Here is a 22,087-nt window from a genome sequence, read left to right as displayed (position 1 = left end):
GAGTTCCAGGGCCTGTGTCGAAGTGGGCGGTGGTGGCGGACCGCCCTGAGGTTCGGGTGTGTCGAGATCGACAATGAGCGAGGTCTCCGGTCGTTGGCGAACGGCCCCCGGCGGCGCTTTCTTTCCACGATCATGACGAGGAGCGTCCCGAATGGCGGGATCTCCATGATCGTGGAGTGATGATGTACCAGGAGCGGCACTATCACTCCGCGATCATGAGGATCCCAGCCAATGGACGCCTCCGGCGCATGAGCGCGGAAGCAAAACGCCGCACCGCCCGCACGCCGCACCGGCCGCCGGGGGCCACCAGCGCCGCGCGGGGCGGAGCCGCTGGGGGTTGCGCCGCTGTGGATCGACGGGGTTGAGCCGGCCGCTGGATCCGGCGGCATGGGCGGGCGCAAGCCGGGGTCGAAGGCGGCCCCGGCCACCGCCTTCGGCCCCGCGACCCGCCAGCAGTGCCACGCGGTGGAGCGCGGGTCGAGCGCCACCGCGCCGTCGCGGACCGGGGTGGCGCACCTGGGGGTGCGCTACGAAACCGCGGTGCACATCGCCGCGATCAACGAGGGGCAGCGCTGCAGCCGCCGGCGGACCGATCTGGCCGAGCACGTCGGCCGCGTCGCGAAGTGCAAAGGTGTCAAGCAACGCAAGCCGGCCACGGCCGCTCCGGCGGTGCGGCGTCGGCGATCTTGCGCAACAGCCCGATTGCAGCCGGTACGAGATCGTCGCCGATCGCGTCCGGAGTGCACCGGGCCCGGTGGATCAACGCGGCGAGCCGGAACTCCGGCTCACCGGTCTCGCATCCGCATCTGCTCGACGCGTGTGCTCAGCTGAGCCGGCGGCGTCGGACCCCGCCCTATTGTCGGGGCATGACGATTCAGCGCATGGACAACGTCGGCATCGTCGTCGACGACCTCGACGCCGCCGTTGCGTTCTTCACCGAGCTCGGCATGGAGCTGGAGGGCAGGACGCCGATCGAGGGAGCCTGGGCGGGTAAGGTCGTCGGCCTCGACGACATGCGCAGCGAGATCGCGATGATGCGAATCCCGGGCGGTCCGGGTCGGCTGGAGCTGGCCAAGTACCACAACCCGGCGGCGATCACCGCCGATCCGGAGCTCACCCCGCCGAACACGCTGGGCCTGCACCGCGTCATGTTCGCCGTCGACGACATCGAGGACACGCTGGCCCGGCTCCGCACGCACGGCGCCGAACTCGTCGGCGAGGTAACCCGCTTCGAGGACAGCTACCTGCTCTGCTACCTCCGCGGACCGAGCGGCATCATCCTCGCGCTGGCCGAGGAACTGAGCTGAGGAACCCGGCTACGAGGTCCGGCGCGAGGCGTGGTCCATCGCCGCCCGCAGCTGCGCGTCGTCCAGCCGACGGGCCGCCCAGGCTCCAGCGGCTGTGCGAGGCGGACACCGAAGGCCGGCAACGTAGCCGGCAATGTCGACGGTCGCCGGCCGCGGAGTCGCCCAGCGTCGTCGTGCGGAGCGCGCGAGCAGCGTGACCGGCTCTCAGCCGCTGATCAGTCCGGCGTTGACGCCCACGATCACGTAGCTCATGATGCCGCCGACGGTCGCCAGTCCGAGCACCCGCAGCGCGTAGCCGGTGGCCCGCATCAGCAGCAGCGTCCGGGCGAGCCTCGGGGTCCGCAGCGCCTCGGCCGCCCAGGTGCGTGACGAGGCCAGTTCGACGACACCGCCGCCGCGGCGCACCCACGCGCCCACGAAGGCGACGTCCGCGCCGGCGGGAATGATCCATTCCTCGGTACGCTCGGCGCCGTTGCGGACGTCGATGGTCTTCGTCATGACCGAGCGCCACGAGTCCAGGGTCACCAAGTGCGCCGGGACGACGGCGGTGCCCGTGCCGTCGTCGAGCACGAGCGACTCGGGCCCGGTGTCCACGGCGATCGGCACCGTCTGGCTGCCGCCGAACTCGCCGCGGTTGTCCCGGGTCTGCCAGGTGCGCAGGGCCCGGTACCAGGCGACGGCTTGCCCGGACCGCACCGTGGCCGGCCCGCCGGACGCGTCGCGCAACCGCCCGATCAGCAGGCACCGCCCGCGCTCGCCCGCGCCGGCGCGCAGCGCCGAGACGGTGGCGACGCCCGCCCGCCCGAACAGCCGCACGCAGCTGAGCAGCAGCCTGGTGTCGTGCACGATGAGCGCGAGCACCAGCGCCACGGCGGCCAGCCCCCACGACATCGACGCCCACCGCGCTGAGCAGACTGGGATGGGACACGCCTCATCGTAGGGCGTGGCCGCCCGGTCTCAGCCGGCCACGCGGGCGGCGAAGTCGGCGAAGTGGGCGGTCGACTCGCCGACCCACACGACGCCGTGCTCGCGGATGATGAACCAGTCGCTGTCGCGGGCGCGCAGCTCGGCGAGGAAGCGGTGGCCGGCGGCGAACAGGCCGCACTCGATGGTCGTGTCGGACACGAGCCGGCGGAAGCGGGGGTCGCGGGTCAGCCGGCGGTGGTGGAAGTGGGCGATCAGCCGGGGCCGGCGGCCGCCGCGGGCCAGCAGGTCGGCGAGGACGAGGAACTCGGGGACGTCGGAGCTGGGCAGGCGGGCGCCGGTGTAGGTGACGCTGTCCAGCCGCTCGTCGTAGCCGGTGACGAGGTCGAAGTCGTCCGGGGTCATCAGCGTCTTGTCGGTCATCGTCTGGGAGACGAGCCACTGCCCGTCGTGCACGAACATCAGCGAGCCGTCGGTGTAGGGCTTGCGCTGCCAGAGCCGGAACTCGCGGTGCAGCCGGGCCAGCTCGGCGACGTCGGCGGTGTGCTCGCGGCGCAGGGCGGCCAGCCGGGCCTCGTCGGCGGGGTCGTCGCTGCGGACCGGCCGATACTTGACCCGGATCGTCTCGCCGATGACGTTGACGTAGACGTCGTGCCAGGTGTTGGTCCGGATGCCGCGGGCCAGGTCGAGCTCGTCGGGGAAGATGGCGTTGATGTCCAGCTCGTCGCAGAGCCGCGGCACGGCGGTGCGGGCCCGCCGGTAGCCGGGGCGGTCGCGGCCGGCCGCGGTCAGCGGGTAGGCCGAGATGATGTTCGTGCGGGCGCCGCCGCGGGCGAGCGCGGCGAGATACTGCCGCTCGGGGGCGGCCATGGTCAGCGGGTTGGTGGGCCCGTAGATGACGTAGGTGACGGCGTCGTCGCGCGGCGGCGGCAGCTCGCCGTAGGCCAGCGGCGCCGCGGTGAGGCCGTAGTCGGCGTGCAGCGCCCGGAATGCCGGGCGGATGATCTCGCGCAGCGCCCAGCCGGCGTGCGGCGAGGCCGGGTTGACGACGTAGTAGCAGCGCACCTCGTCGGGGCGGCGCTTGTGGACGTACTCACGCGAGCGCGGACCCTCCGTTGGTACCGCCAGCGTGAACACGCGGTTACTCTACATTGACAACCGCCTCCGTGTGGCCCCCGCTTCAGCCCTCCGCCCAGTCGGGCAGTTCCGCCCCGACCGGCGTGAAGGTGGAGAAGTCGGTGGTGTCGCGGAACGCCGGGATGGCGTAGAGATCGCGCGCGTAGGCCCACAAATTCGGGTACTTCGTGATCCCCGCCCCGTAGCGCACCAGCGTCACATACAGCCGGATATCGGCCTCGGTGACGGCGTCGCCGACCAGGTAGCGGCCCTTGCCGACGCGCTCGTCGAGGGCGGTGAACGCCTCGTGCAGCGCCTTGCGGGCCGGCTCGCCGTCCTCGCCCGGCAGCGCGGCGTGCCGCACGCCGTGGTTGACCGCGGGCCCGAGCCAGGCGTCGAGCCGCTCGATCTCCTCGCGCCGCTCCCGCGGGTACGTCTCGATGACCGGCGTGGCGAGGTGCCGGAACCGCGTGGCGAGGTCGATGCCGATGCCCTTGAAGTCGTTGCTCACCACCCGCCCGGTGATCCGGTCCCAGAGCGTGGGCACGCTCACGTGCCCGTCGAAGCCGGGCTCGGTCGCCTCGTAGGCCTGGCGCAGCAGCGTGAAGCCGTTGACCGGGTCCGGGCCGTAGCGCTCGCGGAACGCCCAGCCCCGCCCGTCGCGGGCGTTGTCGACATACGACACGCTGACCACGTCCTGCAGCCCGGCCAGCGCGCGGGCGATGGTGACCCGCTGCGACCAGGGGCAGAACCAGCCGGCATAGATGTGGTAGCGGCCGGGCCCGGAGCCCTCCTCGACGTGCCCGGTGAAGCGGTAGAGCGGCCGCGGGTCGTCCGGACGTTGATTGATGCGGTACTCGCCATAGGCTCCGGTGTCGACCGGGCTCGCGAGGCGACTGGAACGCGGCAGCTTCGCCATGGGCGATAATCCTACTTACAAAATATGAATACGGCCAACGGACCCGTCGAGCCGCGCGCGCAGCCGGCGGACGCGGGCCGGGTCGACCGGCGCGGACCAGTCCCCGCCCGGGCGCACCGCGGAACCGGAGTGGAAGGCGGTGACTCCGGACGCGGCGAGCGGGGACAGGTGCCGCTCGCGCAGCCCGCCGCCGGCCAGGATGTTCACGGTACCCCCCGAAGCCTCGGCAATCAGCGTCGGCAGGCCGGCGGTCAGGCCGTCCGGCGAGCCCGCGGTCAGCACCGCGTCCAGGTGCGGCAGGCCCTCCAGCGCGCGCCACGCGGCCGCACGGTCCCGGGCCGCGTCGATCGCCCGGTGGAACGTCCACGGCGCCCCGTCCAGGTGCGGCAGGACCGCGTCGAGCGCGGCGCGGTCCACGGCCCCGGCGGGGGTGAGGAAGCCCAGCACGAACGCCTCCGCCCCGGCCGCGCGCAGGTCCCGCGCGGCGCGGCGCAGCGCCGGCGGGTCGGCGGCGAAGTCCGGGGTGGTGCGCAGCATCACGCGCACCGGGATCGCCGCCGCGGCGCGCACCGCCGCCACCGTCGCCGGGGCCGGGCTCAGCCCGCCGACGGCCATGTCGGCGACCAGCTCGACCCGGTCGGCGCCGCCCGCCTCGGCGTTGCGGGCGTCGGCGGCGGACAGCGCGATGATCTCCAGCAGCACGAGCCCATCGTGCCAAGCGTTGTCACGATTCCAGCGGTACCGATGGAAAGGCTTCGTAAAGAAGTCACTCGGTGGTTTCCTTCCCCCGGTTAGCGTGCCAATATGGTCCGCCGTCAGTCCGCGCTGTCCATCGCGCTGGGCAGCGCCGCGCTCGCCACCCTGCTGCTCCAGCTCGTCGTGCTGCCCCTCCTGCTGCTCCCGCTCGACCTGCGCTGGGCCTGGCTGCTGGTGCCGATCGCGCTCACCACCGTGCCGCTGTGGTCGCTCATCCACGAGGGCATCCACGGCACCCTGCTGTCCGACCGCGGCTGGAACGACCGGCTGGCCCGCGTGCTCGCGGTCGGCTACGGCGGCCCGTTCACGCTGCTCAAGGCCGGGCATCTGCTGCACCATCGGTACAGCCGCACCCAGCGGGAGCGCAGCGAGGTCTACGACCCGGAGCGCACCACCTGGCTGGCGGCCGCGCGCAGCTACTATCCGCGCCTGCTCGGCGGCCTCTACGCCGCCGAGATCGCCTCGGTGCTGCTCGTCGTCCTGCCCCGGGGCGGCTGGCGGCTGCTGGTGCGCCAGACCGACTCGCTGGACTCGGTCAGCGGCCTGCTGTTCGAGCGCGTCGCCCGCCGCGACAACCTGCGCCGCTTCCGGCTGGAGGCCCTGGCCGTCATCGTCACCTACACCGGCTCGTCGATCGCCTACGGCCGGCACGCCTGGCTGCTGTGGATCGCGGTCGGCGCCCGGGCGCTCATGGTGTCGCTGGCCGACAACGCGTACCACTACCGCACCCGTCTGGAGCGGCCGCTCGACGCGATGAACCTGCGCCTGCCCCGCCCGCTGGAGCTGTTCGTCCTCGCCTTCAACCTGCACCAGGTCCACCACCGCCACCCCGGCCTGCGCTGGCACGAGCTGCGCGCCGCGTTCGCCGCCGACCGCGACGAGTTCCACCTGGGCTGGTTCGCCGCGGTCGCCCGGCAGTTCCAGGGCCCGATTCCGCTGACCGCGGAGGACGTGCGCGCCCTGCCCGCCACCGATACGGTGCAGCAGTGGACAGCATCCATGTCGGGCGCGCCCTCGACGAGTCCCTGAGCCTGCTGGCCGCCCCGGCCGGCGCGGCCTGGGACGCCGCCACCGGCACGATCACCCGCGCCCGGCCCGCCGACGGCGCCGACCGCGACGCGGTCTTCGACGAGGACCAGCGCACCGACGCCGCCTGGACGGTGCCGGCGGGGGTGCTCGAGTGGACCTGCCTGCGCACCGCCGAGCACATCGCCCACGACCTGACCGCCTACGCCACCCAGCTGGCCGGCGCCGACCCCGCGGGCTACCTGCCGCTGGACCTCCTCGTGCGCCCCGGCACCCACCCGCGCGACGTGCTGCGGATCGTGGCGGCGTGCGCCCGGCTGCTGCGCCTGGAGCTCGACGCGGCCGGGCCCGACGCGCGCGCCTGGCACTGGGGCCCGGCCGACCGCACCGGCTTCGCCGCCATGGCCGTCGACGAGATCCTGGTGCACACCTGGGACATCGCCCAGGGCCTGGGCCTGGCCTGGACCCCGCCCGCCGAGCTGTCCGCGGCGGTGCTGGCCCGCTTGTTCGCCCACGACGTGCCGCCCGGCGCCGACCCGGAGCCCGGCCGGACCCTGCTGTGGGCCACCGGCCGGATCGCCTTGCCCGGCCACGCCCGCCGCGCCGGCTGGACGGTCCGCGCCGCCGTCTGAGGCGTCCGGTCACGGCCCCCAGACGCAGAAGACGAACACCGCCACGACGACGAGGACGACCAGGGCGATGGTGAGCAGGCGCCGTGGCCACCCGCTGCCGCGCCCGTCCGGGTTGTTCCGTTCCACGGCAGCGATCATCGCACGGGCGTCGTCCGGGTGAAGTCGATGGAGACGACCGGACGGCCTGTGACGTCGATGGGCCGTCGCGCGTGTGGAAAGGTATGACGACGATGCCCGCACTCGACGGCGTGCCGCCACCGGTCCCGGCAGAGCAGGCGCTCACACCGGACTTCACCGAGTGCTACGCGACCTGGTTCCGCCCGATCGCCGGGCAACTCGCCGTATACCTCGGCGGCGTCGAGGAGGCGCAGGAGGTGACCCAGGAGGCGTTCACGCGCGCCTGGACCCGGTGGGCCCGGATCGGCCGCTACGACGATCCGGTCGCCTGGGTGCGCCGCGTCGCGTGGAACCTGGCGACGAGCCGGATCCGGCGGATGCGCACGGCGCTGCGGTACCGCCAGAGCCAGCGCCCCGAGCCGATCGCCGGTCCGGGCCCGGAGCGGGTGGCCATCGAGGCCGCGCTCGCGGCCTTGCCGGCCGACCAGCGCCGGGCGGTGGTGCTGCACTACCTGGCCGGCCTGACCGTCGCCGAGATCGCTGACCTGTGCCGGGCCCGGGAGGGCGCGGTGCGCACCTGGCTGTACCGCGCCCGCCGTACCCTGGCCCGCCACCTGACCGACGACGAGGTGACCGACAATGCCTGAGCCCGACGACCGCCTCGACGACCGGCTCCGCGCCGCCCTGCACGACCTCGGCGCCACCGCCGAACGGGCGATCCGCTCCCCCGGCGCCGCCGCGGTGCCGGCCGCGGCCCGGCGCCACCGCCGATCCGCCCTGGCCGCCGCGACCGCCCTGGCCCTGATCCTCGCCGGCTCGCTGACCGCGGGCTGGTGGTTCACGCGCGACGGCGCACCGCCGGACCGGGACCGGGTCGCGGCACCGCCTTGCGCCCCGATCAACGGCTCGGTCTTCCTTGAGTCCCCGGCACCGACCGACGACCAGCGGGCACAGGTGGTCGCGGCCCTGCGGCAAACGCCGGAGGTCACGTCATTCAGACACGTGACCCAGGAGGAGGCGTGGGAGCAGTTCAAGCAGCAGTTCGCCGACGCACCCGACCTGGTGGCGGCGACGAGTCGGTACAGCCTGCCCGAGTCGTGGCGCTTCACGCTCCGTTGCTCGGCCGACATCCCGGCGCTGAAGGGGCGCCTCGCCACCGTCCCTGGCGCCACCGTCGTTTTGTCCGCCGACCCGGGCTACACCACCGCCAGCCCGTCCGGCTCGCCGCCCAGCTCCACCCCGGCCCGCTGAACCCACCGACCCCGCCGCGGGCGGCGCGGCACCTCGCCGCCCGCCCCGGCGCGCCGCTACCCGTCACAGCACCAGCCCGTCGTGGTTCACCTGCGCCGCGCCAGCCCGTCGTGGTTATCCGGTCACGGCCGCTGGCGTGGTGTATGAGGTGGCCGGCGCCTGGTCGCGGTGGCCAGGTGGCAGGCGCGGGCCCGCGGCGGGTGAATGTCGCCGTGATCATGCTGCCCACGGTGGCCGCACCACGGGTTTGCCATGATCCCGGAACCTTTCGGTACACAGGGGTGCATCAGCGCTCCGCGATCATGAAAAACCGTTGGTGTCGACGCCGGGTTGCGCATGATCACGGAGACTTCCGGTCCCTGCGCCGTGCCGCGCGGCGGGTAGCGCCCGACGGGTGGGACGTGGTCGCAGACCGTGCCCGCTTGTTGGGACGCGCAGGCCGGGCACCGGTGGCCGCCGGCGGGCATCGCGGACAGCGGCGCGGGCCGGTGCCGGGGTGGCCAAATTGCTCTTGCAGCGGCCAACGATCGCTAGCAGTCGCGTCAGGTCGGGTCGGCACCAGCGCCGAGCGCATCTTGTCCAGCCGCACCAGGTGGATCGGCCGGGTCAGTCCAGGTCCAACGGCTGGCGTGCCGCCCATGCGGCGAGGTCGTCGAGGCCGTCCGCGTTCTGGTCCGCGGACGCCGCGTACATGCGGGCGTCCCGCTCCGCCAGTGCGCGCCGCCGGTCGCGGAGCAGCGCCCGCGTCACGACCGCGGCCCGGCTCGCCGCCGCGCCAGCGGCAACCTCACGGTCGATGTATTCGAGGAGATCATCGGGGAGTCCGACAGCGATCCGGGAGGTCATGCCGCCACCGTACCCATTAGGGATGCATAGGGCCACATGACCGCCGCGGCGAATCGGGTCAGTGGGTCGCGGTGGCCAGGCGGGGGAGGAACTCGGTGGCGGCGCGGCGTTCGACCTGGAGGTTGGCCTGGTCGGTGGACTTCGGGGTGGCGTAGACGTCGACGTCGTGGCCGTCCTCCCAGACGAACAGGTGGCCGCTGAGCGAGTAGGCCGTCGTGCCGACGCCGAGGACCGGGGTGGCCTGGCGGTTGCGGACGTCGAAGTTCTCCCGGGTCTCCACGCTCACCGTGATCGTCAGCTGGCCCTGCGAGAGCTGCCACTGGCAGTACCGCGTGCTCGGCGAGTTGCCGCCGTCGTCGGTCATCAGCGTCACCTGCTCGCCGGTGAGGCCGGTGACGTCCGCCTTGGACAGCAGCTTGCAGATGTCGGGCAGCCCGCCCGCCTGGCGCGAGCCCGAAGGCTTCGCCGAAGCCGAGGCCGAGGCCGGGTGCGAGGCGGCCGCGGAAGGGGCCGGGGCGGCGGCGGACGAGGCCGGCGCGGACGGGGCGGGGGCGGCGGCGGTGCCGCCGGTGGTCTGCTTGTCGCAGGCGCTCAGCGCGAGCGCGCCGAGGGCGGCCGCGGCGATGAAGACGATTCGACGGGACATGGGGCGCTCCTCGGTGCTCTGCGGTGGTACCACCGAAGGGTGCGCTGCGGTGGTAGAACCGAAGGTGCGCCACGGCCCGGCCCCACGGTGCGCGCCCCGCCCGACGTGGCACGCTTCCGGGAGGCAGGTTCACTCCCAGCGGGTGGCGTTCGCCTCCGACAGCGTGCCCGGGCGGTCCCGTACCACGCAGAACGGCAGGCCCGCCGGGTCGCGCATGACCTGCCAGTTGCCGGCGCGCTCGAGGCGGGACGCGCCCAGCGCCTCCAGGCGGGCGATCTCGGCGTCGAGGTCGTCGGTGTGGATGTCCAGGTGCACCCGGGGCGCGCCGTCGCCGAGTTGCTGGGCGAGCAGCAGCATGTCGTGGGTGGGCAGGACGTTGCCGCTGAAGTTGGGGTACTTCGCCACGACCGGTAACTCGACGCCGGCCGCGCCCGACCAGAACGCCACCGTGGCGGCGTGGTCCGGGCGCGGCACGTCGATCACGATCGCGTAGAGCCTGCTGAAGTGAGCCACGCCCAGCAGTATGCAGCGTGGTAAACGAGCCGGTGAGCGGCTCGCTGGCGCGGTCGGCCTCGACCCGGGGCCGACCACCGGCCCGCGCGGGGTGCGGGCGCCGGCGGCGGCTGAGGTGCCCAGCAGCCGCCGGCTCACAGCAATCTCATGCACGCAGGTCTATCGGGGCACGGTGGATCACCAGTTGGTCAGGCCGGCGCCGTAGGGGTACAGCGGGTTGCCGTACGTGGTCGGCACGGTCTGGCCGGCGTCGATCTTCGCCCGGATGTCGGCCCGCTGCGCCGCGGTGGCACCGAGGTCGTAGGGCAGGTCCCAGCTCTCCGTCGCGTCGGCCGGGGTGTCGGTACCGCCGGGGACCAGCACGTCGGACAGGTTCCGCGGCAGCTGCCAGGGCAGGTGCCCCGAGGGTGTGAAGTCCCCGAACAGCGCGCTCGCCACCGCCGGGCCCATCTCCTCGCCGCCGCGGTAGGTCACCAGGATGGCCGACGCGAGGTCGTTCCACTCGGTGATCACGTACGGCCTGGGCAGCACCAGCACGACCACGACCGGGATGCCCTGCCGCTGGAAGTTCTGGATGATCGCCAGCTGGTCGGCGGGCAGGTACGGCTGCTCCTTCACCCACGCGGTGGCGTGCGTGTAGGAGGGTTCGCCGACCGCGACGACGGCGAGCTTGGGCGCCGGCCCGGTGTCCTGGTACACGTTCACGCCCGCGGTCGCCGCCCGTTGCTTGATGGCGTCGAGGATGTCGAGCGAGCCGTACTCCTGGTGGAAGTACGACGTCCAGATGCAGCACGCGAGCGGGTCGGTGGCCCGGGCGCCCGCGACGACGATGTTGTCGCCGGGGTTGAGCCGGATCGGCAGCTTGCCGCCGGTGTTCTTCAGCAGCGTCAGCGCCTCCCGGGACGCCTGGTTCGCCAGCGCCGCGTACGCTGGCTGGTGGAAGCGGGTCGGCCCGTTGACCGGGTCGCCGTACGGCGTCTCGAAGATGCCGAGGGTGAACTTGAGCCGCAGGATGCGCCGCACCGCGTCGTCGATGCGGGCCTGCGGGACGCCGGCGGTGAACTGGGCGATGGAGAAGCCCGCCGCGCCGGGGTCGGCGCCGCCCATGACGTCGGAGCCCGCGTTGGCGGCGCCGATCCACGCCGTCGACGGCAGCCAGTCGGTGGTGATCAGGCCGGTGTAGCCGAGGTTCTGCCGGAGGTACGCCAGGATCTTGGCGGAGTCGCCGGCCCCCGGTCCGCCCGGGTCCAGATACGACGAGCCGGCGTAGCCGGGCATGATGTTGACCGCGCCGGCCTCCATCGCCGCCCGGAACGGGATCATGTGGTACTTGATGGTGACCGCGTCGTAGGTGATCAGCGCCTCGCCGCCGGCGCCCTCGCCGGGCCAGTGCTTGACGGTCGCGAGGACCGAGCCGGGGTTGAGCTCCGGCCCGCCCTGCAGCCCGGACACGAGGGCCCGGACCTGGGCCGCGGCGACGTCGGCGTTCTCCCCGTTGCCCTCCTGGATTCGTGGGTACAGCACCTTCGTGCCGACCTCGGCGAGCGGCCCGAGCACGCCGCGCGTGCCGACCTCGAGCTGCTCGCGCCGCTGCATGTCGCCGAGCTTGTAGTCCAGCGGGTAGTCCTTGGCCGCGGCGAGCGCGCTCTGCGTCGGGTACGTGGTCTTGTACCCGTGGATCGTGTCACCGGCGGAGATCGGCGGGATGCCCAGCCGCGTGCCGGCGGCGTTGCGCAGGATCGCGTCGAGGTCGGCCGCCTCGGCCGGGCCGAAGTGCCAGCCGGACTGGGCGAAGACCTGGGCGTTGTAGAACATCTGGTACGCCTTCTCCTCGAGCGTCATGCGCCCGAGCAGGTCGTTGACCCGCGTCTCGACCGGCTGCCGCCAGTCCTCGTAGGGCTCGATCGTGCCGTTCTTGTTGAGGTCCCGCGCACCGTTCACGAGGTTCACCCCGTCGGCGACCGTCTCCACGTCCGGCAGGTAGAGCGAGAACTTCCTGATGTTCGAGGTGGTACTGCCGGAGCCGGTGACGGCGGTGACGTACCACTTGTAGGTCCAGCGGTCCGAGATGTCCCAGGTCGGCGTGTAGCTGGTCCCGGTCGGCTCCGCGACCTTGGTGTACAGGTCGATGAGGTTGCCCGACTGGGTGAAGTCGTAGTCGGTGCGGCTGACGTTGAGCCAGAGCTGGTACCGCGTCGCGCCGGCGACCGCCGCCCAGCTGAACGCCGGCCGCCGGGTCGTGGTCACCATCGCGTTGTCGGCCGGCGCGCTGAGCGCGAACTGCCCGGTGGTGGCCGGCGCCTTCGTCGGACCGGACAGCAGCGGCGGGCTGGTCGAGGCGGTGTCGAGCGTGCCGTACACGTCGAACGCCCACAGCGAGTACCCGTAGCCGGTGCCCCGTGCGGTGCCGTACAGCCGGATGTACCGGCCGGTGCCGGTCACGTTGAGCACCTGGGTACCGCCGGTGCCGGTCGTCGTGGAGTAGATGGCCGTCCACGTGCTGTCGTTCGCCGACGTCTCGATGCGGAACGCGGTCCCGTAGGCCGCCTCCCACACGAGCTGCACCTGCGTGATGCTCGCGGTCGCGCCGAGGTCGATGCGGATCCACTGCGGGTCGCTGAACTGGCTGCTCCAGCGCGTGTCGGCCCGCCCGTCGAGGGCGTAGCCGGGCACGTTGCCGCCCTCCCACGACGACGCGGTCACGCCCTTGTACCGCGAGATCGGCGTCCCCGTCGGCGGAGGCGGGTTGGTGCCGCCCTGCGTGCCGAAGACCTGGAACTCCCACAGCGAGTAGCCCCACTGCGTGGCCCGGACCTGGCCGAGCATACGAACGTAGCGCCCGGTCCCGGACACGGCGAGCGTCTGCGTGCCGCCGGTGCCGGTGGTGGTGCTGTAGACGTTGGTCCAGTTCGCCGCGTCGGCGGAGATCTGCACCTGGAAGGAGCTGGCGTAGGCGGTCTCCCACACGAGCGTGACCTGGTCGACGGTGCTGGTCGCACCGAGGTCCACTTGCAGCCACTGCGGGTCACTGAACGCACTGGACCAGCGCGTGCCGGCATTGCCATCGGTGGCGTTGGCGGCGACGGTGCCGCCGTTCTCCTCCGACGACGCGGTGGTCGGCCGGCCCTGCGAGAGCAGGGTCCCGGCCGCGTGCGCCGCGGCAGGCGCCACGAGCGCGTAGGCCGCGGCAACCACAGCCGCGGCGAAAACGGTCTTGAGTCTTCGAGAGAGCATGATGGACGGCTCCTGGCGGGGACGTCGAAATGATGATGGGAGAGCGCTCTCTGGACATCAGAGTCATCGAAAACGGTCCACACGTCAAGGCCCGCACCCCCGTCCGGGTTCACCTGCCGTTGGTTGCGCGGCCCGCGGCAATCCCCCACGCTCGTTGAATGAGCACGGACGAGGCCGCTGTGAACTTCTCGGGTGTCGCGTCACACACCACCGAGCCCTTGCACGCCGACGGCGCCGCCGACTTCGGCGCCATCGACGCCGACGCCGACGAGGAACTCACCGAGGACGCCGAGGACGCCCCCTTCGACCTCGACACGGACGTGGCCCACCCGACCTTGCCGCACAACCCCGGCCCCGCCTTCGACGTCACCCGCGACGTCTCCCTGTAGCCCCGGCCACCCCATCTGCCCGACCCCGACGCCGGTCCCGGTCGGCCCGCCCGTCCGGCGGCGCCAGGGCCCGCACCGCGGACCCGAGCGCCGGCCCGCGCACTGGCGGCACCGGCGCCAGGGCCCGCACCGCGGACCGAGCGCCGGCCCGCGCACTGGCGTCACCGGCGCCAGCGCCGCGGGCCGGCGCCGTCATGCCTGCGGGCACCGCGATACCCGGCGGCCTGCGCGTCCAGACGCCCACGGCGCGCACGGTCAGCAAGCACGGCCATACACGGCCGGCGCTGCCCGCCGCGGAACTGCACGCAGCGACCGAGAGTCTCCGCGATCATGCCGAACCAACTGCCGACACCAACGGTTTTTCATGACCACGGAGCGCGGGTGAGCTACGACGGGCCAGCGCCGCGAGGGTGAACCATGACGGGCCGATGTGGCGAGGTGAACTGCGACGGGCTGCCGCGGCGCGGGTGAGCTACGACGGGCCAGCGCCGCGAGGGTGAACCATGACGGGCCGATGTGGCGAGGTGAACTGCGACGGGCTGCCGCGGCGCGGGTGAGCTACGACGGGCCGGCGCGGCGGGGGTGGGCTGCGTCGGCGTGCGGGCGCGGGCGCGGGTCGGCGCCGGCCGGGTCCAGGCCCAGCAGTGGCGCCGTGGTCGGGCAGTCGGGCGACGCGCACTCGCGGCCGTGGTTCAGGTAGACCGGGCGGTCGATCGGGACCACCGTGACCGACAGTGGTCGTAGCGGGCCGGCCGACCAGAAGCGGCGGGCGGCCGCCGCGTGGCGTAAGGCGCGGGGCAGGCTCGTCGTGAACTGTGTGAACTCGTGGCTCAGCGCGGCCGGGCCGGTGCCGAGCGCCGAGCCGGGCCAGTCGAGCCGCACCGCGTAGCCGGCCGGACCGCTGCGCGGGACACCGAGACGGGCCACCGTCACCACCCCCCCTGGGCAACGAACGAGGACGAGCTCCAGGATACTCGTACAAACGTTCGAAGGCGGTCCGATGCGAGCACGATCACCCGAACGTGTCCGCAGGATCAGCGCAGGGTGATGCGGAAGCTCGTGTCTGAGTCCAGCAGGCCGCCGAACGGGTCGACCACCAGATGTACCGGGCCGCCGCCCGAGCAGGTCAGGGTCCACGTGCCGGTGACCACGCTGCCGGGCCGGCTGGAACCCTGCGGGAAACCGGGGTCGGCGGTCACCTGGCACTGGCCGGCGCCGGTGCTGGCATTGACCGAGGTAGCGTCCCATCGCGTGGTCCGGTTGCCGCCGTACGTCCCGGTGAGCACCAGCGCGATGCGGTCGCCGGTGCGGGTTGCCGACTGCACGCCGATCTGCAGCACGTGGTCGGGCTTCGGCCCGGTGAACTCCGCCTGCAAGGTGACCGGCCCGGCGGACGCCGCCGCGGTCGTGACGGCGGCGCCCGGTTGAGCGTCGCCGCCGCCTTTCCGGTCCGCGGAGCCGCCGCACCCGCCGACCGCCAGCAGCGCCACCACGGCGCCGGACCACCATAGACGTGCGAGCCGCATCGCCACCCCTTTCGAATATCCACAAGCATATATATTGATCGCAACCGCACCGGAGGAGCGCCGCGGAATGGACGAGTTGACGCGGATGGCCAACGCCGTCCTGCAGCCGGGGTTCGACGGGTTGACGCCCCCGGACTGGCTGCGCCGATCCCTGGCCGACGGGCTCGGCGGGGTCCTGCTGTGGGACCGCAACGTCGCCGGCCCGGCGCAGCTCGCCGAGCTGACGCGCGCGCTGCGGGCGGAGAATCCCGCCGTGCTGGTGGCGATCGACGAGGAGGGCGGCGACGTCACCCGCCTGGAGTCGCGAACCGGGAGCTCCTGGCCGGGCAACGCGGCGCTGGGTGTGGCCGACGACGTCGAGCTGACCCGGGCCGTGGCCACGGAGATCGGGCGGGACCTCGCCGCGGCCGGGATCAACCTCAACTACGCCCCGGTCGCCGACGTCAACGTCAACCCCAACAACCCGGTCATCGGCGTGCGCTCGTTCGGGGCGGACCCCGGCCGGGTCGCGGCCCACACCGCCGCGTTCGTCACCGGGCTGCAGTCGCAGGGGGTGGCCGCGTGCGCCAAGCACTTCCCCGGCCACGGCGGCACGACCGTCGACTCCCACGTCGGGCTGCCGGTGCTCGACGACGACGCCGGCGACCTCGCGGCCGCGCTCACCCCGTTTCGCGCCGCGATCGACGCCGGCGTGCGCGCGGTGATGTCCGCCCACATCCTGCTGCCGGCGATCGATGGCGTGCCCGCCACGCTGAGCCGTCGGCTGCTGACGGGCGTGCTGCGCGAGGAGCTCGGGTACGCCGGGCTGGTGATCACCGACGCGATCGAGATGGCGGCGATCAAGAAGACGTACGGCCTGGAGGAGGGCGCGGTCCGCGCGATCGCCGCCGGCGCCGACGCCGTGTGCATCGGCGGCTGGCGAGACGCCGAGGCCGTCGTGGCCCGGCTGCGCGACGCGATCGCCGCGGCCGTGCGCACCGGACGCCTCGACGAGCAGCGGCTCGCGGAGGCCGCGGCCCGCACCTTGCAGGTCGCCGCCTGGGCCTTCGGCGCCCGCGACGACGACACGACAAGAACGGCGCGTGACAACGGCGACACGACAAGAACGGCACGTGACGACGACGACACGACAAGAACGGCGCGTGACGACGACGACATGACAAGAACGGCACGTGACAACGGCGACACGATGATAAAGGCGGGCAACGACACGACAACGAGGGCCGGTCACGACGGCGAGACGACACCAAAGGCGGACGACGGCGACACGACGATCTGGGCGGGCGACCGCACGATCGGACTGATCGCCGCGCGCCGGGCCCTGCGCATCACCGGCGCGCTCCGCCCGCTACCGGCCGCGCCGCACGTCATCGAGCTGTCGCCCGCCGTCAACGCGCAGATCGGCCCGGACACGCGGTGGGGCCTCACCGCCGCCCTCGCCCGCGAATTGCCCGCCACCACCGGGCTGCGCTGCGCCGAACCACCGGGCGACCCCGCCGCCCTGGCCGCGGCGGCGGCCGGCCGGCCGCTGGTCATCGCGGTCCGCGACGCGCACCGCCACCCGTGGATCGCCGCGGCCCTCGGCGCACTGCTGGCCGCGCGCCCGGACGCCACGGTCGTGGAGATGGGCCTCCCGCACGGCGAACCGCCACCGTGCGCCGCCTACGTAGCCACCTACGGCGCCGCCGCCGTCTGCGCCCTGGCCGCCGCCGAGGCACTGACCGGCACGGACCGCTGAGCCCGTCGGCGTTAGGGCCGGCGGTGAACGGGTTCCTCGACGTGCCCGTCACGGAGGCCGAGGCGCCCAACCCGTGTCGAGATCGACAATGAGCGAGGTCTCCGGTCGTTGGTTTAGCGACCAAGGAACATGAGGGGCCCCCGGCGGCGCTTTCTTTCCGTGATCATGCCGAGGAGCGTCCCGAATGGCGGGATCTCCATGATCGTGGAGCGACGATGTACCAGGAGCGGCACTATCACTCCGCGATCATGAGGATCCCAGTCAGTGGACGCGTCCGGCGCATGATCACGGAAGCAAAACGCCGCACCGGCCGCAGGGGTCACCAGCGCCGCGCGCGGCGGGCGGGGCCGCCGGGGGTCTCGCCGCTCCGGAAGCCGCGGTGCACATCGCCGCGATCAACGGATGGCTGTGACTGACTGTGGCTGAGCCCGTCCGGCGTTCAGCCGGATGGGCCGGCGCACGCTGGAGCACCGGCCCATCCTCGCGCCGATCAGGGCTTCTTCGGGTCCTCGCCGAAGCCGTTGCACTGCCGCCCGCCGTTGATGCAGTAGGAGACGAGGTAGGCCTGGCGGGCCGGGTCCCAGCCGTTCATGAAGTCGTAGTGGAACGTGTAGCCGGCCCCCGAGGAGTAGGCCAGGCCGCCGGTGTCGCCGTTGTTCAGCGGGTACGGCAGCTTGATCTCCAGCATCGGCAGCGGCACCGGGTGGTCGGCCGGGCATACGCCGTTCACCGGCCACGCCATGTGCGACTTGTGGTCGGCGGTGTCGAGGTGTACCCCGTCCCAGCAGCTCGGCGAGGTCAGGCGCACCTGCAGCGTGGCGCCGGCCGGGCAGGACGCCGGGATGTCGTTGCCCTTGTAGCCGGTGCACTGCCAGTTGCCCTGGAAGTGGGCCGCGTCAGGGGTGCGGACGTCGCCGACGAGGAGCTTGAAGCCGGCCGGGAACGGCTGCACGGTGCGGTAGTCGCGCACGTCGGACTTGTAGTAGACGGTCGGCTTGTCGGGCTGCAGCGGTACCCCGCGCTGCAGCAGGGTCGGGAACCAGTAGCCGGAGGCGTCGAGAGTGTCCTCGCACGACGTGGCGCCGCCGACCAGCGACTCCGGGGTGGAGTTCGCGTTGGTGGCCGGGTTGCCGATGAACGAGTGGTTGTGCGAGGCGCCGGGCAGGCCCGGGAAGACGATCGGGTCGTCGCTGAGGCTGTGGTTGACCTTGCAGTTGGCGTGCATCTCGTGGTACTGCGCCTTGGGCGGGTCGTCGGCCGCGGCGGCCGGGCCGGCGAGCGCGACACCGCCGGCCAGGGCGAGCACGGCGCCGGCGATCGTCAGGTGCAGGCGGAACCTGGGCAGGGCGGATCTGATGCTCATGTCGACTCCTTGGCGGTTGAATCGAGCATCAACAATGGATGGTTGCCGACGGTAGCAGCGCCGCAAACCCTGAGGAAAGCGCTTGCCATCATTTGCCATGCCGCTCCAAGGTCCACAGTGGACCACGAAGATCGTAATGGCAAAGGTTTGGCAAGCGGTTGCCGGGCGGCGTCGTGCGGACCTACTGTCCACTCATCCGCCCGGCCCCGAACACCCCCGGGGCCCAGCACGTTTCCGCCTCACGCGCCGCGGCGCCCCGTCCGCGCGGCGCGGCGATGGCCCATGCCGTCGATCCCCTGGAGATGCCCATGCCACCGTCATCCGAACACTCCGGCGCGCCGCCGCGCCGGCGTCGTGCGCTGCTCGCCGTCGCGGCCGTCGCCGCGGCGTTCATGGCGTGCGCGCTCGTCGTGGTCACCCGGCAGGCGAGCGCCGCCACTGCCTGCGGTACCACCAACGTCGCATTGAACCGTCCGGCCACTTCGTCCTCGAACGAGTCGGGCAGCCTGACGCCGGCCAAGGCGGTCGACGGTAACACCTCGACCCGCTGGTCCAGCGCGCACGGCGTCGACCCGCAGTGGATCCAGATCGACCTCGGCGCGACCACGCAGATCTGCCAGGTGGTGCTCACCTGGCAGCGCTCCTATGCGAAGGCGTACCGGATCGAGGTCTCCGCCGACGGCGTGAGCGGCTGGGATCCGATCTACTCGACCACGACCGGCGCCGGGGGCACCGAGACGCTGACCGTCACCGGTTCTGGCCGCTTCATCCGGATGTACGGCACGAGCCGCGCGACCCAGTACGGCTACTCGCTGTTCGAGTTCGCCGTCTACGGCGCGGGCGCGCCGGAGAGCCCGTCGCCGAGCGTCACGCCGAGTGCCCCGCCGAGCGGCCCGGAGTTGCCCGGCGGCGGTGACCTGGGCGCGAACGTGATCGTGTTCGACCCGAGCCAGTCGTCCGCGACGATCCAGGCGAAGCTGGACCAGATCTTCACCCAGCAGGAGAAGAACCAGTTCGGCCAGGAGCGCTACCAGTTCCTGTTCAAGCCGGGGTCGTACTCCGGATTGAACGCGCAACTCGGCTTCTATACGTCGATCAACGGTCTCGGGCAGAACCCGCAGGACGTGCAGATCCACGGCGACATCACGGTCGACGCGGGCTGGATGGCCGGCAACGCCACCCAGAACTTCTGGCGCTCGGCCGAGAACCTGTCCGTCTACCCGGTCTCCGGCACCGACCGGTGGGCCGTCGCGCAGGCCGCGCCGTTCCGCCGCATCGACGTGCACGGCGGCATGACCCTCGCCTCGCCGAACTGCGGCTGGGCCTCCGGCGGGTACATCGCCGACAGCCGGGTCAGCGGGCAGATCAGCCCGTGCTCGCAGCAGCAGTGGTTCACCCGCGACTCGACGATCGGCAGCTGGAAGGGCGCCCTGTGGAACATGGTGTTCTCGGGCGTCCAGGGCGCGCCCGCGCAGAGCTTCCCCTCGCCGCCGATCACGACCCTCGCCACGTCGCCGGTGACGCAGGAGAAGCCGTACCTGTACGCCGACGCGGCCGGCTACCGGGTGTTCGTGCCGTCGCTGCGCACCAACTCCAGCGGCGCGACCTGGACCAACGGGCAGACCCCCGGATCCTCGCTGTCGATCAACCAGTTCTACGTGGCCAAACCCGGCGTGACCGCGGCGACGCTGAACCAGGCCGTGGCACAGGGCCTGAACCTGCTGTTCACCCCCGGCGTGTACCACCTCAACTCCACGGTGAACATCAACCGCGCCGGCACCGTCGTCCTGGGCCTGGGCTACGCCACCATCGTGGCCGACAACGGCGCCCTGCCCATGGCCGTCGGCGACGTGGACGGCGTGAAGATCGCCGGGCTGCTCTTCGACGCCGGCACCACCAACTCCCCCGCCCTGCTCCAGGTCGGCCCCACCGGCGCCACCGGCAACCACGCCGGCGCACCCAACCTCATCTCCGACGTGTTCCTGCGCGTCGGCGGCGCGGGCGCGGCCAAGGTCACCAACGCCATCGTGGTCAACAACAACAACACGATCATCGACCACATCTGGTCCTGGCGAGCCGACCACGGCGACGGCGCCGGCTGGACCTCCAACCCCTCCGACACCGGCCTCATCGTCAACGGCCAGAACGTCACCGCCTACGGCCTGTTCGTCGAGCACTTCGAGAAGTACAACGTGATCTGGAACGGCAACGGCGGCAAGACCATCTTCTTCCAGAACGAACTGCCCTACGACCCGCCCTCGGCCGCCGCCTGGTCACACGACGGGATCACCGGCTACGCCGCCTACAAGGTCGCCAACACCGTGACCTCACACGAGGCATGGGGCATGGGCAGCTACTGCGTATTCACCACCGACCCCTCCATCGCCGCCTACCACTCCTACGAAGCACCGGTCAACACCAACGTCAAGTTCCACGACATCCTGACCGTCTCACTCGGCAAGGGCTCCATCACCCACGTCATCAACGACACCGGCGACGCCGCCCTGCCTTCGAGCGTCGTCCCGCACACGGTCGTCAGCTACCCCTGACGACCGGATCGGTGCGGCTTCCCGGACCCGCGGCGGGCGCGCGCCGCCCGCAGGCCGGGAAGCCGCACATTCTCGTGGCTGGCCGCAGCGCGGCCGGCAGGCGCGTGTCACGCACGCCGCCACGGCAGGAGCGCTCAGGCGAACTCGGGCGCGGCGTCGACCCCGCATACCCGCAGGAGGTTGACCACGAGCCGGTCCAGCTCCTCACCCACCTCGGCGACCGCCGGAATACCGAGGCTGGCGAACTCGTCGCTCGGCCGGTGCATGCTGAACACGGCGTTGCCGTCGTCGTCGCTGTACACCAGCATCCGTAACGGTGCGTAGAGCAGCGCTCGCGGGTCGTGGCGGAACATCGACTCGGCGATGACGTGGTTGCCGGTCAGGTACTCCGTCGACCGGGTCGCGTGCCCCGCGGGGCGCAGCAGGGGCGTGACGTCGATCCGGGCGTAGCGGATCATCTCGTTCGGCGCGTTGGCGGCGACCGCGGCGCGGACCTCGTCCCAGCCGCCGCCGTGCTCGGCGATGCGCTCGAACGGGCCCGGGTCGAACGCGGGCGCCGCGTGCTCGAACCGGTTCACGAAGTCGTCGTAGGGGATGCCGGTGGCGACATCGACCCTGGTGACGCTATGACGTTGACTGGACACGCCCGACGCTATCGCGGCCCCGACGGCCACCGGGCTCGGTCGCGCCAGGTGCGGCGGGTGACAATTCGGCGCGGTGCCGGGGGTGAACCGGCGCATCCGAAGATGAGGGAAAGGTGGCTCGGATGAATGTCGGCGACATCGTCGAGGACTTCGAATTGACCGACGACCACGGCGTGACCCGGTCGCTGACCGGCCTGCTCGCGGACGGCCCGGTGGTGCTGTTCTTCTATCCTGCGGCCCTGAGCTCGGGCTGCACGGCCGAGGCGTGCCACTTCCGCGATCTCGCCGCGGATCTCAAGGCGGTGGGCGGTCAGCCGGTCGGCATCAGCGGTGACGCGGTCGAGCGCCAGGCCGAGTTCGCCACCCGCAACACCCTGGGCTACCCGCTGCTGTCCGACCCGGACGGCACCGTGCGCGCGCGGTTCGGGGTCAAGCGCGGGCTGTTCGGGTTGACCGCGGCGCAGCGGGTGACCTTCGTCATCGACACCGACCGCACGGTACTGGAAATCATCAGGAGCGAGATCCGCACGGAGGCGCACGCCGACCGGGCCGTCGACGCGCTGCGCAAGCGGCAGGGCGCCTGACGCGGTT

General features: G+C 72.3%; 21 protein-coding genes. 9 read left to right on the top strand and 12 right to left on the bottom strand.

All coding sequences use genetic code 11. The features are described from left to right. Window positions 1–866 precede the first annotated feature (866 nt). Window positions 867–1,307, top strand: coding sequence for a VOC family protein (locus tag ACQPXD_RS21115; protein ID WP_432841031.1), 441 nt, complete (start codon window positions 867–869; stop codon window positions 1,305–1,307). A 204-nt stretch (window positions 1,308–1,511) separates the two neighbouring features. On the opposite strand, the gene ACQPXD_RS21110 is transcribed toward ACQPXD_RS21115, so the two are convergent. From ACQPXD_RS21110 to ACQPXD_RS21095, 4 genes are all read right to left on the bottom strand, one after another. Then, entirely contained in the window at window positions 1,512–2,198 is a 687-nt protein-coding gene (locus tag ACQPXD_RS21110; RefSeq protein ID WP_432841029.1) for a hypothetical protein, read from the bottom strand. Between the two features lie 66 nt (window positions 2,199–2,264). Beyond that, window positions 2,265–3,368 (bottom strand): hypothetical protein, encoded by a 1,104-nt coding sequence (locus ACQPXD_RS21105; RefSeq protein ID WP_432841027.1) that lies wholly within the window; start codon window positions 3,366–3,368, stop codon window positions 2,265–2,267. Window positions 3,369–3,411: 43 nt separating this feature from the next. Next, window positions 3,412–4,266 (bottom strand): glutathione S-transferase C-terminal domain-containing protein, encoded by an 855-nt coding sequence (locus ACQPXD_RS21100; RefSeq protein ID WP_432841025.1) that lies wholly within the window; start codon window positions 4,264–4,266, stop codon window positions 3,412–3,414. Between the two features lie 15 nt (window positions 4,267–4,281). Then, window positions 4,282–4,968 carry a copper homeostasis protein CutC gene (locus tag ACQPXD_RS21095; protein ID WP_432841023.1) on the bottom strand — a complete coding sequence of 229 codons (687 nt, stop codon included), beginning with the start codon at window positions 4,966–4,968 and terminating at the stop codon, window positions 4,282–4,284. Between the two features lie 102 nt (window positions 4,969–5,070). Between ACQPXD_RS21095 and ACQPXD_RS21090 the strand changes: the two genes are divergently transcribed. The 4 genes from ACQPXD_RS21090 (at window position 5,071) to ACQPXD_RS21075 (ending at window position 8,048) form a co-directional block, all read left to right on the top strand. Next, window positions 5,071–6,051, top strand: a complete 981-nt coding sequence (locus tag ACQPXD_RS21090; protein ID WP_432841021.1) for a fatty acid desaturase family protein — start codon at window positions 5,071–5,073, stop codon at window positions 6,049–6,051. Continuing rightward, window positions 6,009–6,680, top strand: a complete 672-nt coding sequence (locus ACQPXD_RS21085; RefSeq protein ID WP_432841019.1) for a maleylpyruvate isomerase N-terminal domain-containing protein — start codon at window positions 6,009–6,011, stop codon at window positions 6,678–6,680. The genes ACQPXD_RS21090 and ACQPXD_RS21085 overlap by 43 nt, the downstream gene beginning before the upstream one ends. A 230-nt stretch (window positions 6,681–6,910) precedes the next feature. After that, window positions 6,911–7,444: an RNA polymerase sigma factor gene (locus ACQPXD_RS21080; protein ID WP_432841017.1), complete on the top strand. Its 534-nt coding sequence runs from the start codon at window positions 6,911–6,913 to the stop codon at window positions 7,442–7,444. Next, window positions 7,437–8,048: a permease-like cell division protein FtsX gene (locus ACQPXD_RS21075; protein WP_432841015.1), complete on the top strand. Its 612-nt coding sequence runs from the start codon at window positions 7,437–7,439 to the stop codon at window positions 8,046–8,048. The genes ACQPXD_RS21080 and ACQPXD_RS21075 overlap by 8 nt, the downstream gene beginning before the upstream one ends. Before the next feature lie 606 nt (window positions 8,049–8,654). Here the strand turns inward: ACQPXD_RS21075 and ACQPXD_RS21070 are convergent. The 4 genes from ACQPXD_RS21070 to ACQPXD_RS21055 form a co-directional block, all read right to left on the bottom strand. Then, window positions 8,655–8,894 carry a hypothetical protein gene (locus ACQPXD_RS21070; protein WP_432841013.1) on the bottom strand — a complete coding sequence of 80 codons (240 nt, stop codon included), beginning with the start codon at window positions 8,892–8,894 and terminating at the stop codon, window positions 8,655–8,657. Window positions 8,895–8,952: 58 nt separating this feature from the next. Further along, the gene (locus ACQPXD_RS21065) at window positions 8,953–9,540 is read right to left on the bottom strand and encodes a hypothetical protein (RefSeq protein ID WP_432841011.1); all 588 of its coding nucleotides are present in this window, start codon (window positions 9,538–9,540) and stop codon (window positions 8,953–8,955) included. Window positions 9,541–9,669: 129 nt separating this feature from the next. Beyond that, window positions 9,670–10,053, bottom strand: a complete 384-nt coding sequence (locus ACQPXD_RS21060) for a VOC family protein (protein ID WP_432841009.1) — start codon at window positions 10,051–10,053, stop codon at window positions 9,670–9,672. Window positions 10,054–10,230: 177 nt separating this feature from the next. After that, on the bottom strand, window positions 10,231–13,287 hold the full coding sequence (locus ACQPXD_RS21055; protein ID WP_432841007.1) for a discoidin domain-containing protein: 3,057 nt from the start codon (window positions 13,285–13,287) through the stop codon (window positions 10,231–10,233). Between the two features lie 158 nt (window positions 13,288–13,445). On the opposite strand from ACQPXD_RS21055, the gene ACQPXD_RS21050 reads away from it, so the two are divergent. Continuing rightward, entirely contained in the window at window positions 13,446–13,676 is a 231-nt protein-coding gene (locus tag ACQPXD_RS21050; protein WP_432841005.1) for a hypothetical protein, read from the top strand. 558 nt (window positions 13,677–14,234) lie between these two features. Here the strand turns inward: ACQPXD_RS21050 and ACQPXD_RS21045 are convergent. Beyond that, window positions 14,235–14,603, bottom strand: coding sequence for a hypothetical protein (locus ACQPXD_RS21045; RefSeq protein WP_432841003.1), 369 nt, complete (start codon window positions 14,601–14,603; stop codon window positions 14,235–14,237). A gap of 107 nt (window positions 14,604–14,710) precedes the next feature. Further along, entirely contained in the window at window positions 14,711–15,202 is a 492-nt protein-coding gene (locus ACQPXD_RS21040) for a hypothetical protein (RefSeq protein ID WP_432841001.1), read from the bottom strand. 67 nt (window positions 15,203–15,269) lie between these two features. Here ACQPXD_RS21040 and ACQPXD_RS21035 point away from each other — a divergent pair, with 67 nt between their 5' ends. Then, a complete protein-coding gene (locus tag ACQPXD_RS21035; protein WP_432840999.1) occupies window positions 15,270–16,940 on the top strand; it encodes a glycoside hydrolase family 3 protein in 1,671 nt (556 codons plus the stop codon). A gap of 490 nt (window positions 16,941–17,430) precedes the next feature. Here ACQPXD_RS21035 and ACQPXD_RS21030 read toward each other — a convergent pair whose 3' ends face one another. Further along, entirely contained in the window at window positions 17,431–18,303 is an 873-nt protein-coding gene (locus tag ACQPXD_RS21030) for a DUF1996 domain-containing protein (protein ID WP_432840997.1), read from the bottom strand. Window positions 18,304–18,611: 308 nt separating this feature from the next. On the opposite strand from ACQPXD_RS21030, the gene ACQPXD_RS21025 reads away from it, so the two are divergent. Beyond that, window positions 18,612–20,852, top strand: a complete 2,241-nt coding sequence (locus ACQPXD_RS21025) for a discoidin domain-containing protein (protein WP_432840995.1) — start codon at window positions 18,612–18,614, stop codon at window positions 20,850–20,852. A 134-nt stretch (window positions 20,853–20,986) separates the two neighbouring features. Here the strand turns inward: ACQPXD_RS21025 and ACQPXD_RS21020 are convergent, their stop codons facing one another. Further along, window positions 20,987–21,496 (bottom strand): DUF302 domain-containing protein, encoded by a 510-nt coding sequence (locus ACQPXD_RS21020; protein ID WP_432840993.1) that lies wholly within the window; start codon window positions 21,494–21,496, stop codon window positions 20,987–20,989. A 122-nt stretch (window positions 21,497–21,618) separates the two neighbouring features. On the opposite strand from ACQPXD_RS21020, the gene ACQPXD_RS21015 reads away from it, so the two are divergent. Further along, window positions 21,619–22,080, top strand: a complete 462-nt coding sequence (locus ACQPXD_RS21015; protein ID WP_432840991.1) for a peroxiredoxin — start codon at window positions 21,619–21,621, stop codon at window positions 22,078–22,080. Window positions 22,081–22,087: the final 7 nt, after the last annotated feature.

Source organism: Dactylosporangium sp. CA-092794 (assembly GCF_050948465.1).
GTDB lineage: Bacteria > Actinomycetota > Actinomycetes > Mycobacteriales > Micromonosporaceae > Dactylosporangium.
The sequence above is the reverse complement of the archived record's forward strand: the minus strand, read 5'-3'. Positions and strand labels throughout refer to the sequence as shown.

Bases quoted from the DNA above. Each gene is read 5' to 3' on its own strand.
- ACQPXD_RS21115 (WP_432841031.1), top strand. From the start codon at position 867: ATGACGATTCAGCGCATGGACAACGTCGGCATCGTCGTCGACGACCTC.
- ACQPXD_RS21110 (WP_432841029.1), bottom strand. From the start codon at position 2,198: ATGTCGTGGGGGCTGGCCGCCGTGGCGCTGGTGCTCGCGCTCATCGTG.
- ACQPXD_RS21100 (WP_432841025.1), bottom strand. From the start codon at position 4,266: ATGGCGAAGCTGCCGCGTTCCAGTCGCCTCGCGAGCCCGGTCGACACC.
- ACQPXD_RS21090 (WP_432841021.1), top strand. From the start codon at position 5,071: ATGGTCCGCCGTCAGTCCGCGCTGTCCATCGCGCTGGGCAGCGCCGCG.
- ACQPXD_RS21080 (WP_432841017.1), top strand. From the start codon at position 6,911: ATGCCCGCACTCGACGGCGTGCCGCCACCGGTCCCGGCAGAGCAGGCG.
- ACQPXD_RS21075 (WP_432841015.1), top strand. From the start codon at position 7,437: ATGCCTGAGCCCGACGACCGCCTCGACGACCGGCTCCGCGCCGCCCTG.
- ACQPXD_RS21070 (WP_432841013.1), bottom strand. From the start codon at position 8,894: ATGACCTCCCGGATCGCTGTCGGACTCCCCGATGATCTCCTCGAATAC.
- ACQPXD_RS21065 (WP_432841011.1), bottom strand. From the start codon at position 9,540: ATGTCCCGTCGAATCGTCTTCATCGCCGCGGCCGCCCTCGGCGCGCTC.
- ACQPXD_RS21055 (WP_432841007.1), bottom strand. From the start codon at position 13,287: ATGCTCTCTCGAAGACTCAAGACCGTTTTCGCCGCGGCTGTGGTTGCC.
- ACQPXD_RS21050 (WP_432841005.1), top strand. From the start codon at position 13,446: ATGAGCACGGACGAGGCCGCTGTGAACTTCTCGGGTGTCGCGTCACAC.
- ACQPXD_RS21040 (WP_432841001.1), bottom strand. From the start codon at position 15,202: ATGCGGCTCGCACGTCTATGGTGGTCCGGCGCCGTGGTGGCGCTGCTG.
- ACQPXD_RS21035 (WP_432840999.1), top strand. From the start codon at position 15,270: ATGGACGAGTTGACGCGGATGGCCAACGCCGTCCTGCAGCCGGGGTTC.
- ACQPXD_RS21030 (WP_432840997.1), bottom strand. From the start codon at position 18,303: ATGAGCATCAGATCCGCCCTGCCCAGGTTCCGCCTGCACCTGACGATC.
- ACQPXD_RS21025 (WP_432840995.1), top strand. From the start codon at position 18,612: ATGCCACCGTCATCCGAACACTCCGGCGCGCCGCCGCGCCGGCGTCGT.
- ACQPXD_RS21015 (WP_432840991.1), top strand. From the start codon at position 21,619: ATGAATGTCGGCGACATCGTCGAGGACTTCGAATTGACCGACGACCAC.